Source organism: Streptomyces sp. NPDC005551 (assembly GCF_042871785.1).
Classification (GTDB): domain Bacteria; phylum Actinomycetota; class Actinomycetes; order Streptomycetales; family Streptomycetaceae; genus Streptomyces.
In genome coordinates this window covers 660,886-677,490 of the sequence record NZ_JBIAJE010000003.1, presented here as the reverse complement: position 1 = coordinate 677,490, position 16,605 = coordinate 660,886, and the positions used below count along the sequence as shown (strand labels likewise).

The 16,605-nt window shown below is 73.4% G+C and carries 13 protein-coding genes; 10 read left to right on the top strand and 3 right to left on the bottom strand.

Annotated elements, in window-relative coordinates; translation table 11 throughout:
• Positions 1 to 87 precede the first annotated feature (87 nt).
• Genes ACFYP4_RS11310 through ACFYP4_RS11300 form a run of 3 tightly spaced genes read left to right on the top strand, consistent with a single transcriptional unit; the run spans position 88 to position 4,513 of the window.
• Positions 88 to 900, top strand: coding sequence for an SAM-dependent methyltransferase (locus ACFYP4_RS11310; RefSeq protein ID WP_388784838.1), 813 nt, complete (start codon positions 88 to 90; stop codon positions 898 to 900).
• The gene (locus ACFYP4_RS11305; protein ID WP_388784836.1) at positions 897 to 3,032 is read left to right on the top strand and encodes a putative bifunctional diguanylate cyclase/phosphodiesterase; all 2,136 of its coding nucleotides are present in this window, start codon (positions 897 to 899) and stop codon (positions 3,030 to 3,032) included. Before ACFYP4_RS11310 ends, ACFYP4_RS11305 begins: the two co-directional genes overlap by 4 nt.
• Before the next feature lie 29 nt (positions 3,033 to 3,061).
• Positions 3,062 to 4,513 carry a protein kinase gene (locus ACFYP4_RS11300; protein ID WP_388784834.1) on the top strand — a complete coding sequence of 484 codons (1,452 nt, stop codon included), beginning with the start codon at positions 3,062 to 3,064 and terminating at the stop codon, positions 4,511 to 4,513.
• A 125-nt stretch (positions 4,514 to 4,638) separates the two neighbouring features.
• Here ACFYP4_RS11300 and ACFYP4_RS11295 read toward each other — a convergent pair whose 3' ends face one another.
• The gene (locus tag ACFYP4_RS11295) at positions 4,639 to 5,520 is read right to left on the bottom strand and encodes a LysR substrate-binding domain-containing protein (protein WP_358850687.1); all 882 of its coding nucleotides are present in this window, start codon (positions 5,518 to 5,520) and stop codon (positions 4,639 to 4,641) included.
• A gap of 120 nt (positions 5,521 to 5,640) precedes the next feature.
• On the opposite strand from ACFYP4_RS11295, the gene ACFYP4_RS11290 reads away from it, so the two are divergent.
• From ACFYP4_RS11290 to ACFYP4_RS11270, 5 genes are all read left to right on the top strand, one after another.
• Positions 5,641 to 6,312, top strand: coding sequence for a succinate dehydrogenase (locus tag ACFYP4_RS11290; RefSeq protein WP_358850771.1), 672 nt, complete (start codon positions 5,641 to 5,643; stop codon positions 6,310 to 6,312).
• A 1-nt stretch (position 6,313) separates the two neighbouring features.
• Positions 6,314 to 8,263, top strand: coding sequence for a fumarate reductase/succinate dehydrogenase flavoprotein subunit (locus ACFYP4_RS11285; RefSeq protein ID WP_388784832.1), 1,950 nt, complete (start codon positions 6,314 to 6,316; stop codon positions 8,261 to 8,263).
• Complete coding sequence (locus ACFYP4_RS11280) at positions 8,260 to 9,009, top strand: succinate dehydrogenase/fumarate reductase iron-sulfur subunit (protein ID WP_358850685.1); 750 nt, start codon at positions 8,260 to 8,262, stop codon at positions 9,007 to 9,009. Before ACFYP4_RS11285 ends, ACFYP4_RS11280 begins: the two co-directional genes overlap by 4 nt.
• 259 nt (positions 9,010 to 9,268) lie before the next feature.
• On the top strand, positions 9,269 to 10,051 hold the full coding sequence (locus ACFYP4_RS11275; RefSeq protein WP_388784830.1) for a GNAT family N-acetyltransferase: 783 nt from the start codon (positions 9,269 to 9,271) through the stop codon (positions 10,049 to 10,051).
• A 68-nt stretch (positions 10,052 to 10,119) separates the two neighbouring features.
• Entirely contained in the window at positions 10,120 to 10,938 is an 819-nt protein-coding gene (locus ACFYP4_RS11270; RefSeq protein ID WP_388785070.1) for a lysophospholipid acyltransferase family protein, read from the top strand.
• Between the two features lie 159 nt (positions 10,939 to 11,097).
• On the opposite strand, the gene ACFYP4_RS11265 is transcribed toward ACFYP4_RS11270, so the two are convergent.
• Complete coding sequence (locus tag ACFYP4_RS11265) at positions 11,098 to 13,458, bottom strand: ATP-binding cassette domain-containing protein (protein ID WP_388784828.1); 2,361 nt, start codon at positions 13,456 to 13,458, stop codon at positions 11,098 to 11,100.
• A gap of 39 nt (positions 13,459 to 13,497) precedes the next feature.
• Positions 13,498 to 14,493 carry an LLM class flavin-dependent oxidoreductase gene (locus tag ACFYP4_RS11260; protein ID WP_358850682.1) on the bottom strand — a complete coding sequence of 332 codons (996 nt, stop codon included), beginning with the start codon at positions 14,491 to 14,493 and terminating at the stop codon, positions 13,498 to 13,500.
• A 256-nt stretch (positions 14,494 to 14,749) separates the two neighbouring features.
• Between ACFYP4_RS11260 and ACFYP4_RS11255 the strand changes: the two genes are divergently transcribed.
• A complete protein-coding gene (locus tag ACFYP4_RS11255; protein ID WP_358850681.1) occupies positions 14,750 to 15,760 on the top strand; it encodes a permease in 1,011 nt (336 codons plus the stop codon).
• Positions 15,757 to 16,593, top strand: coding sequence for a TIGR03943 family putative permease subunit (locus ACFYP4_RS11250; RefSeq protein ID WP_358850680.1), 837 nt, complete (start codon positions 15,757 to 15,759; stop codon positions 16,591 to 16,593). Before ACFYP4_RS11255 ends, ACFYP4_RS11250 begins: the two co-directional genes overlap by 4 nt.
• Positions 16,594 to 16,605: the final 12 nt, after the last annotated feature.

Genomic DNA, 16,605 nt, shown 5'->3' with positions numbered 1-16,605 from the left:
GTTTTGGCTCGCCCGTTTGGCGGGCGATCAGTAGCCTCAGCTCGAACACCGGATCGCCTACGCCACCGCCAACGCCTGGAGAGATTGATGGAGCGTCCCGCCTGGGCCCCCCGGAGCATCGACATCTCGGTGCCGAGTGTGTCCCGCATCTACGACTACTACCTGGGCGGTTCGCACAACTTCGAGGCCGACCGGGAAGCGGCACGCGCGGCGATGGAGTTCATGCCGGGACTTCCGAAGATCATGCAGGCCAACCGCGCGTTCATGCGCCGCGCCGTGCGCTACGCCGTCGGTGAGGGCATCACCCAGTTCCTCGACATCGGCTCCGGCATCCCGACCTTCGGCAATGTCCACGAGGTCGCCCAGGCCGCCTGCCCCGGCGCGCACGTGATGTACGTGGACCACGATCCGGTGGCCGTCGCGCACAGCCAGGCGGTGCTCCAGGGCAACGAGCACGCGGACGTCCTCGCCGCGGATCTGCGCAAGCCCCGCGACATCCTGACGAACCCCCAGGTCCAGGGTCTGATCGACCTGAACCGTCCGGTGGCACTCCTCCTCGTTGCCATACTGCACTTCGTGGAGGACGCGGACGACCCGTACAGTGCGGTGGCCGAGCTGCGCGACGCACTGGCGCCGGGCAGCCTGCTGGTCCTCACGCACGCCTCGTACGAGGGAATCCCGCTCCCGCCGGAGCGGGCCGAGGGTGCGGTGGACGTGTACAGGAAAGCCCGCAGCCCGCTGATCATGCGCTCGCGCGAGGACATCGCGCGGTTCTTCGAGGGGTACGACATGGTGGAACCCGGACTGGTGCCGATGCCGGACTGGCGGCCCGACACGGCACCCGAGGACGAGGATCCGTACTCCTATTCCGGTTTCGCGGGCGTGGGGCGCGCGGCGTGACCGCGGAACCGGACGGACCGGAGGACAGACTCCGCAGGTTCGCGAAGATCTGGAGCCGGGCGGTCTTCCCGGTGACCTCCACGTCGCTGACCCGCCCGGAGGTCGAGGAACAACTCCTGCCGCTCGCGCGCCGGTTGAGCGACGCGCTGCTGGCCAGGTCGTACCAGGCCGCCGAGGGCAAGGCGGTCGGCGCGGCGCTGGTCGCCGCACACTGCACCGACCCGGAGGCACTCAGCCGCTCCCTGGAGTGCGTGGACGCCTACCTGGTCCTCTACTGCGGCGGGGACGGGAACCGGGAAGCCCTGCGGACGCGTTCCGCGCGGCTGCAGCACGGGATCGCCGCCGGTTTCGCGCAGGCCCTGCGGGACCGGACGCTGGCCGAGCAGGAAGCCATCTCCCACGCAGCGCTGAACGCGCGCAGCGTGGTCGCCGAGGCGCTGCACGCGAGCGAGGCGCGCTTCCGCGCGGTGTTCGAGGGCGCGGCCATAGGAATCGGCATCGCCGACCTCGAAGGCAACATCCTCCAGGTCAACGGCGCGTTGCTGCGGATGTTCGGCGGCTCCGAGCAGTCCCTGCGCGGCCGCCGGGTCAGCGACTGGACGCACCCCGACGACGCCCCCCAGGTCTGGCGGCTCTACGAGGAGCTGGTCAGGGGCGAGCGCGAGCACTATCACGTCGAGAAGGCCTTCTACCGCCCCGACGGCACCGCCCTGTGGACCAACCTGACGGTCTCCCTGCTGCGGGACGCGGACGGCCGCCCCCAGTACCAGCTCGCGCTCATGGAGGACACCACCGAGCGCCGGCTGCTCAACCTGCGGCTGCGGTACGAGGCCACGCACGACGCCCTCACCGGGCTGCCCAACCGCACGCTGTTCTTCGAGCGGCTGGAGAAGGCCCTGTCCGCGGGCGAGGGCCAGCGCTTCGGACTGTGCTACCTCGACCTGGACGGCTTCAAGACCATCAACGACAGCCTCGGCCACGCGGCCGGCGACCGGCTGCTCGTCGAGGTCGCCGACCGGCTGCAGTCCTGCGCGACCGCTCCCGGCGAGATGGTCGCGCGGCTGGGCGGCGACGAGTTCGTGGCGCTGACCACCGGTCCGGACACCGAGCACGAGGTCGACGAACTCGTCGGACGCATCATGAACGCGCTGGTCACCCCGGTCAGCATCGACGGCCGCGAGCTCACCGTGCGGGGCAGCATCGGCGTGGTCGAGGGCCCGGCGGGGGAGCGGGGGCCCGCCGAGGTGCTGCGCAGCGCCGACATCACGATGTACCGGGCCAAGTCCGCGGGCGGCAACCGTTTCGAGCTCGCCGACCCCGAGGCCGACCTCCGGGCCATCACCCGGCACGGCCTCACCACCGCGCTGCCGGCCGCCCTGGACCGCAACGAGTTCTTCATCGAGTACCAGCCGCTGGTGCACCTCGGCGACGGCAGTGTCCGGGGCGCCGAGGCCCTGGTCCGCTGGCTCCACCCGCAGCACGGTGTCCTGGGCCCCGACCGCTTCATCCCGCTCGCCGAGCACACCGGGCTGATCGTTCCGCTCGGCCGCTGGGTCCTGGACCAGTCGGTCCGCCAGGCCCGGCAGTGGCAGGAGCGGCACGCCGGCGCGGGCCCGCTGCGGATCAACGTCAACCTGTCGCCCTGCCAGCTCACTCATCCCGGTCTGGTCTCCGACACCGTCGACATCCTGGAGCGGGCCGGCCTCGAACCCGACGCCCTGTGCCTCGAGGTCACCGAGTCCGCGCTGATCGGCGCCGACGACGACCTGCTCAAGCCGCTGCGCCGGCTGGCCGAGATGGGCGTCGACATCGCCCTCGACGACTTCGGTACGGGCTACTCGAACCTCGCCAATCTGCGCCGCCTGCCGGTGAGCGTCCTCAAGCTGGACCGCTCCTTCACGCAGGGCATGCAGCAGTTCCCCGCGGACCCCGTCGACCTCAAGATCGTCGAGGGGATCGTCGCTCTCGCCCACAGCCTCGACCTGGCGGTCACCGTCGAGGGCGTCGAGACGGGCGCCCAGGCCGAGCAGCTGCGGATTCTGGGCTGCGACACGGCCCAGGGCTGGTACTACGCCCGTCCCGGCCCGCCGGAGCGGCTGCACGAGCTGGCGCTGGTGGACGCGACGGGCTGACCCGGCGGCGGGGGTGAGGGGGAGGGCTCGTGCGGGACGAGGACCGGTTGCTGGACGGGCGCTACCGCCTGGCCGGGCGGATCGGCGCGGGCGGCATGGGGGAGGTGTGGAGGGCCCATGACGAGCACCTGCGCAGGCCGGTGGCCGTCAAGCTGGTCACCGCCCTCGGCCACGACCGCGATCCCACCGTGGCGGCCCGCTTCGTGCGCGAGGCGCGCGCCGCGGCCCGGTTGTCCAGCCCGTACATCGTCACGGTGTACGAGCTCGGCGCCGCGCGCACGGACGGCGGCGTGACGGTCCCGTACCTGGTGATGGAACTGGTCGACGGACGTCCGCTTGACCGGCTGATCCACGGCCCGGAGGGGCTGCCCGCGCTGGCCGACGTGGCCCGCTGGACCGGCCAGATGTGCCGGGCACTGAGCACCGCGCATTCGGCCGGGGTAATCCACCGGGACGTGAAACCGGCGAACGTCCTGGTGACCGCGGGCGACACGAGCGACGCCGAGGACGGCTCCGTGAAGGTGCTGGACTTCGGTATCGCCCGATTCCTGGACGGCACCGGCGCGCCGACCGTGCTCACCGCCGCGGGGTCCCTCGTCGGGACGCCGGCCTACATGTCGCCGGAACAAGCGCGCGGGGACGTCCCTGTCGACGGGCGCGGCGACCTCTACTCGCTGGGCTGCGTGCTGCACGAACTGCTCACCGGACGGCCGCCGTTCGAGGCGTCGGCCTGGCACGTGCTGCTCCGCCGGCACCTCGACGAATCGGCGCCGCCGCCGAGCCGGCTGCGGGCCGGCCTGCCTCACGGGTGGGACGAGCTGGTCCTCGCGCTCCTCGCGAAGGACCCGGCCGACCGGCCGCGGACCGCGACGGAGGTCCGGGACCGGCTCGCCGCGCTGGCGGCCGGTCCGCCCCCGCCGCCGCCCCGGCGCGGGGCATTTCCGTCGCAGGCCGACGCGGAGGCCGAGACCCGCACGGCCCCGGAACCGTCGGCACCGGTGCCTTGGCCGCCCACGGCGACGCCGTCGGTACCCGCCCCGGCTCCGGCGCCACCCGCCGTGCCGCCGGCGGTACCGGAATCCGCACCTCGTCCGGTCCGGCCGGAGTCATCGGCGCCCGAGCCCGTACGGCCCCGGTCCGAACCTGCCCCGCCACCCGTGTTCGGGCCGCCCGCTTCCGCCGGACCCGGAGCGGGGCGGACGGTGTCGGGGCCGGGTGGTCCGCCGGGGTCGGTGCCGCGCCGGCCGGACGAGGCGAGTGCGGGCCGTTCGCCGGCGGGCGGCGGCGCGGTCCCGTCGCAGCGCGGACCCCGGGCCGCGGACATCGTGCCCGCGGGGCTCGGGGCGGCCGTCGCCCTGTTCGTGACGGTGGTCCTTCTCCCCTGGTGGGTGGCCGTCGTCGTCGCCGCGGTGGCCGTGACCGCCGGGGCGCGGGTCGCCGCCCGCAGGTGGGGACTGTTCCGGCCGGGGAAACACCAGTGACGCCCCGGGACCGGCGCCCCGTGACGCCTCGCATCTCCGGGCGCCGGGTGCGGGGGCCGACGGCCGGCGGGCGTCTCCGGTCGTGACCGCCGGTGCCGTGGCCCGCCGCGGGGCGCGAGGCCCCCTCAGCGCTCCAGCAGCATCCGCTGGAGCTCCCGGGCGGCCCGGGGCGGCGCCACGTCGCTGCGGTGGGCCAGGGCGATCGTCCGGTGCAGGCCGGGCCGGGCCAGCGGGGTCACGCGCAGGCCGCGCCCGGACCGGGTGGCCACCATGCGCGGTACGACGGCCACGCCCAGGCCCGCCCGGACGAAACCGAGCACCGCGTCCATCTCGCCGCCCTCGACGGCGAAGTCCGGCTCGAAGCCCTCGGCGCGGCAGGCGGCCACGGTCAGCTCGCGCAGGTCGTAGCCGTGCCGGAACATCACCAGACGCTCGCCCTCGAGGTCGGGGATCCGCACCGTGCGGCCCCGGCCCGGCGCGGGCGCGTCCGGCGACGACACCACCACCAGGTCCTCCCGCAGCACCTCCACCGTGGTCAGCGCCGGGGAGGGCGTCGGCAGCGGGAGGACCACCAGCGCCAGGTCGAGGGCGCCGCGTGCCAGCTCCCGTACGAGATCGTGGGAACCGCCCTCCTCGATCAGCAGCCGGACACCCGGATAACGGTCGTGAAAGGCCCGCAGGACGTCCGGGAGCAGCCCGGTGCACAGGCTCGGAGTGGCCCCGAGACGCACCCGGCCGCCGCGCAGCTGCGCCAGTTCCTGCACCTCCTGGCGGGCGGTGTCCGCGTCCGCGAGGATGCGGCGCGCGAGCGGCAGCAGGGCCTGCCCGGCGTCCGTGAGCGTGATGTTGCCCCGGGCCCGCTGGAACAGGTCCGCGCCCAGCTCCCGCTCCAGCGCCTTGATCTGCTGGGACAGGGACGGCTGGGCGACATGGACGAGGTCGGCGGCCCGGGTGAAGTGGCGGGTCTCGGCGACCGCGACGAAGTACTGGAGCTGCTGGAACTGCACCCCACCACGATAGGCCATGCCTATGGAATCGAGCCGGACCATGTCTTGGACCGATCGGGGTCCGGGGCCCTAACGTCCTGAGACATGGCTCAGGCAACGCGGACGGACCGACGGCCGTCCATCGCACGCACCGTGTGGGACAGCTCCGTCGGGAAGAAGACGGTGATGGCCGTCAGCGGCCTGATCATGCTGCTGTACCTGGTCGCCCACATGATCGGCAACCTCAAGATCTTCTTCGGCGAGGGCGAGTTCGACCACTACGCGCACTGGCTGCGCACCGTCGGCGAGCCCTTCATGCACTACGAGTGGACACTCTGGCTGATCCGTGTGGTCCTGGTGGCCGCCGTCGTCGCCCACGCCACCGCCGCGTACCAGCTGAGCCGCCGCGACCTCAGGGCGCGCCCGAGCAAGTACGTCCACAAGAAGCCGCGCGCCGGTTACGCAACCCGCACGATGCGCTGGGGCGGCATCATCCTCGGCCTCTTCATCGTCTGGCACCTCCTCGACCTGACGACCGGCACCGTGCACGCGGGCGGCTTCCAGTCGGGGCATCCGTACCAGAACGTCATCGACACCTTCTCGACCTGGTACGGCAACGCCGTCTACATCGTCGCGATGCTCGCGCTCGGCCTGCACATCCGGCACGGCTTCTGGAGCGCGGCCCAGACCCTGGGTGCCGGAAGCCGCACCCGCGACCGTGCCCTCAAGGCCGCCGCCGACGTTCTGGCGCTGGTGCTGACGGCCGGTTTCGTCTCCGTACCCGTGGCAGTGATGACCGGAGTGGTGAGCTGACATGACCTCCTATGCCGCATACCGGACCGGTGAACCGGCCGTCGACCGCAAGGCCCCGAAGGGGCCGGTGAACGAACGCTGGGACACCCGCCGTTTCGAGGCCAGGCTGGTCAACCCCGCCAACCGCCGCAAGCACACCGTGATCGTCGTCGGCACCGGCCTCGCGGGCGGCTCCGCCGGCGCCACACTCGCCGAACAGGGCTACCACGTCGTCCAGTTCTGCTACCAGGACTCGCCCCGCCGCGCCCACTCGATCGCCGCGCAGGGCGGCATCAACGCGGCGAAGAACTACCGCAACGACGGCGACTCCGTCCACCGGCTGTTCTACGACACCGTCAAGGGCGGTGACTTCCGGGCGCGCGAGTCCAACGTGCACCGCCTCGCCCAGATCTCCGTCGAGATCATCGACCAGTGCGTCGCCCAGGGCGTCCCGTTCGCCCGTGAGTACGGCGGACTCCTCGACACGCGCTCCTTCGGCGGAGTCCAGGTCTCCCGCACCTTCTACGCCCGCGGCCAGACCGGCCAGCAGCTCCTGCTCGGCGCGTACCAGGCACTGTCCCGGCAGATCGCCGCGGGCAACATCGAGATGCACCCGCGCACCGAGATGCTCGACCTGATCGTGGTCGACGGGCGGGCCCGCGGCATCGTCGCCCGCGACCTGGTCACCGGCCGGATCGACACGTACTTCGCGGACGCCGTCGTCCTCGCCAGCGGCGGCTACGGCAACGTCTTCTACCTGTCGACGAACGCCATGAACTCCAACGCGACCGCGGTCTGGCGGGCGCACCGGCGCGGCGCCTGGTTCGCCAACCCCTGCTTCACCCAGATCCACCCCACCTGCATCCCGCGCACCGGCGAACACCAGTCCAAGCTCACCCTGATGAGCGAGTCGCTGCGCAACGACGGACGCATCTGGGTCCCGAGGGCCAAGGGCGACACCCGCCCGCCGAACGAGATCCCCGAGGACGAGCGCGACTACTACCTGGAGCGCGTCTACCCCTCCTTCGGCAACCTCGTGCCCCGCGACATCGCCTCCCGTGCGGCGAAGAACGTCTGCGACGAGGGGCGCGGCGTCGGCCCCGGCGGCCAGGGCGTCTACCTGGACTTCGCCGACGCCGTCCGGCGCATGGGCCGCGAGAAGGTCGAGGAGAAGTACGGCAACCTCTTCGACATGTACGCCAGGATCACCGCCGAGGACCCGTACACCGTGCCGATGCGGATCTACCCCGCCGTGCACTACACGATGGGCGGCCTGTGGGTCGACTACGACCTCCAGACCACCGTCCCCGGCCTGTTCGCGATCGGCGAGGCCAACTTCTCCGACCACGGCGCCAACCGGCTCGGCGCCTCCGCGCTGATGCAGGGCCTGGCCGACGGCTACTTCGTGCTGCCGTCCACGATCAACGACTACCTCGCGCGCAACCCGCGCCATGAACCGATCACCGACGAACACCCCGTCGTCCAGGAGGCACTGGCGGAGACCGAGGACAGGCTCCGGCTGCTCCTCGCCGTCGACGGCGACCGCACCCCCGACTCCTTCCACCGCGAACTGGGCGAACTGATGTGGGAGTTCTGCGGCATGGCCCGCAACGAGAGCGGACTGCGCAAGGCACTGGAACGCATTCCGCAGATCCGCGAGGAGTTCTGGCGCCGGATCAAGGTGCCCGGCACCGGTGAGGAGTTCAACCAGTCGCTGGAGAAGGCCAACCGCGTCGTCGACTACCTGGAACTCGCCGAGCTCATGTGCCTCGACGCACTGCACCGCTCCGAGTCCTGCGGCGGCCACTTCCGCGAGGAGTCCCAGACCCCGGACGGCGAGGCCGCCCGCAAGGACGACGCGTTCTCGTACGCGGCCGCCTGGGAGTTCACCGACACCGGCGAGGCGCCCGTCCTGCACAAGGAAGACCTCGTCTTCGAGTACGTCCACCCCACCCAGCGGAGCTACGCATGAAGCTCACCCTGCGCGTCTGGCGCCAGCGGAACGCCGACGCCGACGGAGCGATGTCCACGTACGAGGTGGACGGCATCTCGGCCGACATGTCCTTCCTCGAGATGCTCGACACCCTCAACGAACAGCTCATCCTCGACGGCGACGACCCCGTCGCCTTCGACCACGACTGCCGCGAGGGCATCTGCGGCGCCTGCTCGCTCGTCATCAACGGCGACGCGCACGGCCCCGAGCGCACCACCTCCTGCCAGCTCCACATGCGGTCCTTCCGGGACGGCGACACGATCGACGTCGAACCGTGGCGCGCCTCGGCCTTCCCCGTGGTGAAGGACCTCGTCGTGGACCGGTCCGCGTTCGACCGGATCATCCAGGCCGGCGGCTACATCACCGCCCCGACCGGCGCCGCACCCGAAGCGCACGCGACGCCCGTGCCGAAGCCCGACGCCGACTTCGCCTTCGAGCACGCGGAGTGCATCGGCTGCGGCGCCTGCGTGGCGGCCTGCCCGAACGGCGCGGCGATGCTGTTCACCTCGGCCAAGGTCAACCACCTCAACGTCCTGCCGCAGGGCGCCCCCGAGCGGGAGACCCGCGTCCTCGACATGGTGGCGCAGATGGACGACGAGGGCTTCGGCGGCTGCACCCTCGCCGGCGAGTGCGCCACCGCCTGCCCGAAGGGCATCCCGCTGGTCTCCATCACCGGCATGAACAAGGAGTGGCTGCGCGCGACCCGCAGGGCGGGCAGGCGGTAGCACGCTCTTCACACAACGTTCGCCGGCAGGGTGCGGACGGGCGGGACCGGGAGTGGTGCTCATCCCCGGTCCCGTCTCGCCCTTCCGGCACCCGTCGGCCGGCCCCGCACGGGCGCCCCCTGGCATTCAGCATCCCCACATCCCGGCTCCCGGCACAGGTCACGCGCACGCCAATCGGCATCGGAAGAACAGGAGCGCACAGACCGCACCGATCCGGTCTGCCGCGCCCGCCGAACCGGCCCGTGACCAGGAGAGTGCCATGACCGGCGTTTCCACCCTCGACAGCCCTCCGCAGCCGACGTCCCCCGCCCGCTACACCGTCACCCTCGCCCGCGACGCATCCGACGTCCGGGCCGCACAGCGACTGCGTCACGACGTCTTCGCGGGGGAGCTGGGCGCACTGCTGGCCTCTCCGCAGCCGGGCCTCGACGCCGACCCCTTCGACGCCCACTGCGACCACCTGCTGGTACGCGACACGGACGGCGGCCAGGTCGTCGGCACCTACCGGCTGCTTCCCCCGGAACGGGCGGCGATCGCCGGACGCCTGTACTCGGAGAGCGAGTTCGACCTCGGAGCGCTGGCCCCGATCCGCCCCGGGCTCGTCGAGGTCGGCCGCTCCTGCGTACACCCCGACCACCGCGACGGCACGGTCATCGGACTCATCTGGGCGGGCATCGCCCGCTACATGGTGCGCAGCGGCCACGACTGGCTCGCCGGCTGCTGCTCCCTGCCCCTCGACGACGGCGGCACGCTCGCCGCGACCACCTGGGACCGGGTCAGGAGCAAGCACCTGGCACCCGAGGAGTACCGCGTACGGCCGCTGCTGCCCTGGTCGCCGGACACCGACCGCACGCCCTCGTCACCGGCCGCGCGCCGGGAACTGCCCCCGCTGCTGCGCGGGTACCTCCGTCTCGGTGCCTGGGTGTGCGGAGAGCCCGCGCACGACCCGGACTTCGGCGTCGCCGACCTGTACGTGCTGCTGTCGATGCGCCGGATCGACCCGAGATACCTGCGGCACTTCCTCTCCCTGGTACCGGCGTGACACGGCTCCCGCGGGCCCCGCACCGGCCGTCCCACGGCCCGGCGGCGCCCGCGGCGGCCGGCGCCTGGCTGCCCAGCGCGCCCTGCTCCCCGCCGGACTGCGTGCAGGGCACGGCCGGGGCGTCGGCCGTGCCGCGCGCCGCGCTGCGGCTGGCGGCGGTCCTGGCGCTGACCGCCGCGGGAGTCGTACTGATCCCCGTGGCCGCCCGGTTACCCGCGAAGCCCCGGGACCGGCTGATCCGGAGCTGGTGCCGGGCGGTCGTACGGTCCTCGGGCGTGCGCGTGCGCCTCACCGGCGCGGCCGCCCCGGCCGGCGGGCTGCTCCTCGCCGCGAACCACATCTCCTGGCTCGACATTCCCCTCCTGGCCACCGTCCGGCCCTCCCGCATGCTCGCCAAGTCCGAGGTCCGGCGGTGGCCCGTCGCGGGCGGGCTCGCGGCGCGCGCCGGCTCCCTGTTCATCGAACGCGACCGGCTGCGGGCGCTGCCCGGGACGGTCGCGCGGATCGCGCAGGCCCTCCGCGCGGGCGCCGCGGTCGTGGTCTTCCCCGAGGGCAGCACCTGGTGCGGACGCGCCCAGGGCCGCTTCCGGCCGGCCGTCTTCCAGGCCGCGCTCGACGCCGGTGTCCCCGTCCAGCCGGTGCGCGTCCGCTACCGGCTCGCCGGGGGAGCGGCCAGTACGGCGCCCGCCTTCGTCGGCGACGACACGCTGCTCGCGTCGCTGTGGCGGGTCGTGTCGGCACGCGGCCTGGTCGCGGAGGTGGAGGTACGGGCCGCGCTCGCCACGGGCGCCCACCCCGACCGGCGCGCACTGGCCGCCGCGGCCCAGCGGGCGGTGGCGGGAGCGTCCGCCGGGGCCGCCCCGCGGGGGGTGACCGTGCGGCCGTAGTCCTCCCACGGTGGACCGGCCGGTGGCCGCCCCTCCGCCACCGGGCCCGGGCCGCGGCCTCCGGGACACCGGGGCGGCCCGGCCCGTGCCCGGCGCCTCGGCCGGTCGTGACCCCGCCGCGGGACGCCGGGCCGGGACCACCGGCATCGGGCGGGTCTGCTACGGCGAGGCCGGTCCCGCCGACGGTGTGCGGGACAGGAACGCTTCGAGGTGGCGGGCCGTGCGGCTCTCCCGTACCGCCGCGACCCTCGCCGGAGGCCCCGCCGCGACGATCCGTCCGCCCGCGTCGCCGCCGCCGGGTCCGAGGTCGATCACCCAGTCCGCGCCCGCGACCACCGCCATGTCGTGCTCGACGACCACGACGGTGTGGCCCGCGTCGACCAGCCCGTGCAGTTGGCGCATCAGGACCTCCACGTCGGCCGGGTGCAGACCCGTCGTCGGCTCGTCGAGGACGTAGAGCGTGGCTCCCCGCCGCACCCGCTGCAACTCGCTCGCCAGCTTGATGCGCTGGGCCTCGCCGCCGGACAGCTCCGTCGCGGGCTGGCCGAGCCGCAGATAGCCGAGGCCCACGTCGAGGAGGGTGGACAGGCTGCGGGCGACGGCGGGAGTGTCCGCGAAGAACGCGGCGGCGGCCTCCACCGTGAGGTCGAGCACCTCCGCGATGTTCCGGCCGCGGTACGTCACTTCGAGCGTCTCCGGGTTGTAGCGGGCCCCGCCGCAGTCCGGACACGGGGCGTACGTGCTCGGCAGGAAGAGCAGTTCGACGCTGACGAACCCCTCACCCTGGCAGGTCTCACAGCGCCCGCCCGCGACGTTGAAGGAGAAACGGCCCACACCGTAGCGGCGCCGTTTCGCCTCGTCCGTCGCCGCGAACACCTTGCGGACGACGTCGAACAGGCCCGTGTAGGTGGCCAGGTTGGAGCGGGGCGTCCGCCCGATGGGCTTCTGGTCGACGCTCACCAGCCGCTCCACGCCCGGCAGTTCCGGCGTCACCTCGCCGATCAGCGTGGACTTCCCGGAGCCGGAGACCCCGGTGACCGCCGTGAACACCCCGAGCGGGAACTCGGCGGTCACGCCGCGCAGGTTGTGCCGGCTGACCGGGCCGACCTCGAGGTGGCCGCGCGCGGGACGCACGTCCCGGACCGGCACGGGGGAGCGGTCGAAGAGGTGCCGGGCGGTCGCCGACTCCGCCACCTCCGCCAGCCCGGCCACCGGCCCGCTGTGCAGGATCCGCCCGCCGTGTTCACCGGCGTGCGGGCCGACGTCGACCAGCCAGTCCGCGCCGCGCACGACATCGAGGTGGTGCTCCACGACGAACACCGAGTTGCCCGCCGCCTTCAGCCGGTCCAGGATCGTGAGCAGGGCCTCCGTGTCCGCCGGGTGCAGTCCCGCGGACGGCTCGTCCAGGACGTAGACGACGCCGAAGAGTCCGGAGCGCAACTGCGTGGCCAGGCGCAGACGTTGCAGCTCGCCCGCGGACAGGGTCGGGGTAGCGCGGTCCAGGCTCAGATAGCCGAGGCCCAGTTCGACGACGGGGGCGATGCCCGCCCGCAGGTCGTCGGTGAGGACCCGGGCCGTCTCCCCGCGCGGCTCCAGAACCTCGGCCAGCCCGGCCAGCGGCAGCGCCGCCAGTTCGGCGATCGTGCGGCCCGCGAACGTCACGGCCAGTGCCTCCGGCCGCAGCCGCCGGCCACCGCAGACCGGACACGGCGCACTCTCCAGGAACCGCTCGGCCCTGGCCCGCAGCGTCGCGCTCCGCGAGTCCGAGAACGTCTTCATGACATGGCGCCGCGCGCTCATGTACGTGCCCTGGTAGGGGCGTTGGATGCGGCCGGCGTCGCGCACCGGATGCACCGTGACGACCGGCTGCTCGTCCGTGAACAGGATCCACTCCCGCTGCCCGGCGGGCAGTTCGCGCCAGGGCCGGTCCACGTCGTACCCGAGCGCGTCGAGCACGTCGCGCAGGTTCTTGCCCTGCCAGGCCCCCGGCCACGCGGCGATCGCGCCCTCGCGGATCGACAGCGACGGGTCCGGGACCAGCGACTCCTCGGTCGTGCGGTGCACGCGGCCGAGTCCGTGGCACTCCGGGCAGGCCCCGGCCGCCGTGTTCGGCGAGAACGCGTCCGAGTCCAGCCGCGCCGCGCCGACCGGGTGGTCACCGGCGCGCGAGAAGAGCATCCGCAGCGAGTTGGAGAGGTTGGTGACCGTGCCGACCGAGGACCGTGAACCGGGCGCCGTGCGCCGCTGCTGCAGGGACACCGCCGGCGGCAGACCGGTGATCTCGCCGACCTTCGGCGCCCCGATCTGATGGATCAGCCGGCGCGCGTACGGTGCGACCGACTCGAAGTACCGCCGCTGGGCCTCCGCGTAGATCGTCCCGAAGGCGAGCGAGGACTTCCCGGATCCCGAGACCCCCGTGAACACCACCAGCGCGTCGCGCGGGATGTCGACGTCGACGCCCCGCAGGTTGTGCTCCCGGGCGCCGCGCACACGGACGTACGGGTCGTGAGGGCTGTGCATGGCCGGGCTCCCGGGGGCGGGGGACAAAACCCCACGATTCTAGTGCCGCGCCAGCCCGGCGACCCGCGCCAGCCTGCGGTACGAGTCCAGCAACGCGTCGCGGTCGTACGTACTGGTCGTGACGAGCACCTCCTGCGCGCCCGTCTCCTTGACCAGGGTCTCCAGTTCGTGGGCGACCTGGTCCTCGGTGCCGGCGAGGTGACCGGCGAGCCCGGACTCGTAGAACTCGCGCTCCCTGGCGCTCATGTGGAGTGCCGCCACGCGCTCGGCGGACGGAAGGGGCGGGAACGTGCCGTGGGTGCGGGAGTACGCCATCGACCAGGCCTCCGGGACCAGGATGCGGCGCGCGTCCTCCGGGGTACCGGCGACCGCGATCGTGCCGGACACGACGACGTACGGCTCCCGGGCCCAGGGGGAGGGCCGGAAATTCTCGCGGTAGTGGTCGATGCCGCGCCGCATCCGGTCGCGGTTCCGGAAGTCGCCGATGACCAGGGGCAGCCCGGCCCGCGCGGCGGTCGTGGCACCCTCGCCGAGCGCCAGCACGAAGGGCGGCACCGTCAGCCCCTCCGCCGGACGCGCGTGCACGCCCGTCGGGGACGTGCCCCGGAACCACCCCAGCAGCTCGTCGAGCTGGGCCGCGAAGTCCTCCGCGTCGTCCTTGTCCCGGCCCAGCGCCCTGCGTACGCCGTCCGTGAAACCGACGGAGCGGCCGAGCCCCATGTCGATCCGGCCGGGAAAGAGGGACTCCAGCACACCGAACTGCTCGGCCACCACCAGCGGCCGGTGGTTCGGGAGCATGACGCCGCCGGTGCCCACCCGGATGCGGCGGGTGGCCGACGCGACCGCCGCCGCGAGCACCGTCGGAGCCGAACCGGCGATCCCGGGGACACCGTGGTGCTCCGAGACCCAGATCCGGTGGTACCCGAGCTCCTCCAGCTCGCGCGCCAGCCGCACGGTGTCCCGCAGCGCCTGCGCCCCGTCGTGGCCCTCCCGGGTGCGGGAGCGGTCGAGTACGGACAATCGTGTGGCTATCACGCGGGATCCCCTCCCGATGCGCCGGTCCCCGGAGCCGGCACGGGCGCCCCGGACCGGTCCGTTCGTTCGGCTGTGCCGCCGTCGGTCCCCCGGTACAACAACGCCGGCGCCCCGCGACTTCCAGGATGATGCGAACCCGGACGAGCAGGGTGTGCCCGGGCGGCGTACTGAACAGGTGCGCCCCGGGCGGCGTACTGAAGGGGAGGGGCCTCGGCCCACGCCCCACGCAGCCCTGCACGCCGGAGGTACCTCACCCGTGACGACCATCAAGGAAGCCCCGACGCGGGCCGCGCGGCGGGACCCGGACGAACCGCGGGGCTGGCAGTTCAGCTCGCCCCTCGTGCTCACCATGCTGCTGCTCGTCCTGGTCGCGTTCCAGGGGCCGGTGCGCCGGGCGCTGTCCGTGCCGGTGATGCAGAGCTGGATGACCGTCTTCGTCGCCGTGGTCGTGCAGGCACTGCCCTTCCTCGTCCTCGGCGTCCTGCTGTCGGCTGCCATCGCCGTGTTCGTCCCGGCGTCGTTCTTCGCCCGGGCCCTGCCCGCCCGGCCGGCCCTGGCGGTGCCGGTCGCGGGGCTGGCCGGGGCCGTCCTGCCCGGCTGCGAGTGCGCGTCCGTACCGGTGGCCGGGGCGCTGGTGCGCCGCGGTGTCACCCCCGCGGCGGCGCTGGCGTTCCTGCTGTCCGCCCCGGCGATCAACCCGATCGTCCTGACGGCCACCGCGGTCGCGTTCCCGCGCGAACCCCGGATGGTCCTCGCGCGCTTCGTGGCGAGCCTGCTGGTGGCCTGCGTCATGGGCTGGCTGTGGCAACGGCTGGGGCGCGCCGACTGGCTGCGTCCACCCGCCCGTCCCTCCTTCGAGGGCCTCGGCAGGGGAGCGGCGTTCTGGGGCTCCGTGCGGCACGACGTGGTGCATGCGGGCGGTTTCCTCGTCGTCGGGGCGATGGCCGCGGCGACCCTCAAGGCCGTGGTGCCGGCGGACTGGCTGCACGCCGCGGCCGGCAACCCCGTGGTCGCGGTCCTCGCCCTGGCGGTCCTCGCCGTGCTGCTGTCCATCTGCTCCGAGGCGGACGCGTTCGTGGCGGCGTCCCTGTCCCCGTTCCCGCTCACCGCGCGGCTCGCGTTCCTCGTCGTCGGACCCATGATCGACCTGAAGCTGTTCGCCATGCAGACGGCCACCTTCGGCCGCGGTTTCGCCCTCCGGTTCGCCCCCGCGACCTTCACCCTGGCCGTCCTGATGTCGGCCCTCGTCGGGTCGGTGCTCCTGTGAACCGGCAGGCCCAGGCGGCCGTGCTCTTCCTCACCGGCGCCGCGGTACTGCACGCCGCGTTCACCGACCTCTACCTGCGTTACGTCAAGGCCGGTCTGCGCCCGCTGCTGATCGCGGCCGGGATCGTCCTGATCGCCACCGCCGCCGCCACCGTCCGGTACGAACTGCGGCGACCGGCGGCCGAGCGCGCGGAAGCGGGGGAGGGACACGCCGAGGCGGGGGACCGGGACCGTGGGGCGGAGGACGGGCACGGTGAGGCGGGGGACGGGGACCGTGGGGCGGAGGACGGGCACGCCGAGGCGGGGGACGGGCACGGTCACGCCCACCGGGAGCCGCGGATCGCGTGGCTGCTCGTCCTGCCGCTGCTCGCGCTCATCCTGGTCGCCCCGCCCGCGCTCGGGTCCTACAGCGCCATGCACACCGGTACGGCCCTGCAGCCGCCGTTCGGCTACCCCGAACTCCCCGGCGGCGATCCGCTGCGGCTCAGCGTCGTCGACTACGCCGGCCGCGCGGCCTACGGCCACGGGCGCTCGCTTGACGGGCGGCGGGTCGAGATCACCGGGTTCGTGGCGCTGGACCGGAGCGGCACGCCCTACCTGGTCCGCATGGCACTCAACTGCTGTGCCGCGGACGCCCAGCCGGTCAAGGTCGGCCTGACGGGACGGATTCCGCCCGTCCTCCAGCCCGACACCTGGCTGGACGTCGTCGGCACCTACAGCCGGCGGCGGGCCGAGGACCCCGTCAACGGCGGTGTCATTCCGTTCATCGAGGTCGAACTGGCCAGGCCCGTTCCGGCGCCGACCGACCCGTACGACGAGAGCTGGAACAGCTGACGCCCCGTTCCC

Coding starts and splice junctions, on each gene's coding strand:
- ACFYP4_RS11310 (WP_388784838.1), top strand. CDS start 88: ATGGAGCGTCCCGCCTGGGCCCCCCGGAGCATCGACATCTCGGTGCCG.
- ACFYP4_RS11265 (WP_388784828.1), bottom strand. CDS start 13,458: ATGCACAGCCCTCACGACCCGTACGTCCGTGTGCGCGGCGCCCGGGAG.
- ACFYP4_RS11285 (WP_388784832.1), top strand. CDS start 6,314: ATGACCTCCTATGCCGCATACCGGACCGGTGAACCGGCCGTCGACCGC.
- ACFYP4_RS11275 (WP_388784830.1), top strand. CDS start 9,269: ATGACCGGCGTTTCCACCCTCGACAGCCCTCCGCAGCCGACGTCCCCC.
- ACFYP4_RS11280 (WP_358850685.1), top strand. CDS start 8,260: ATGAAGCTCACCCTGCGCGTCTGGCGCCAGCGGAACGCCGACGCCGAC.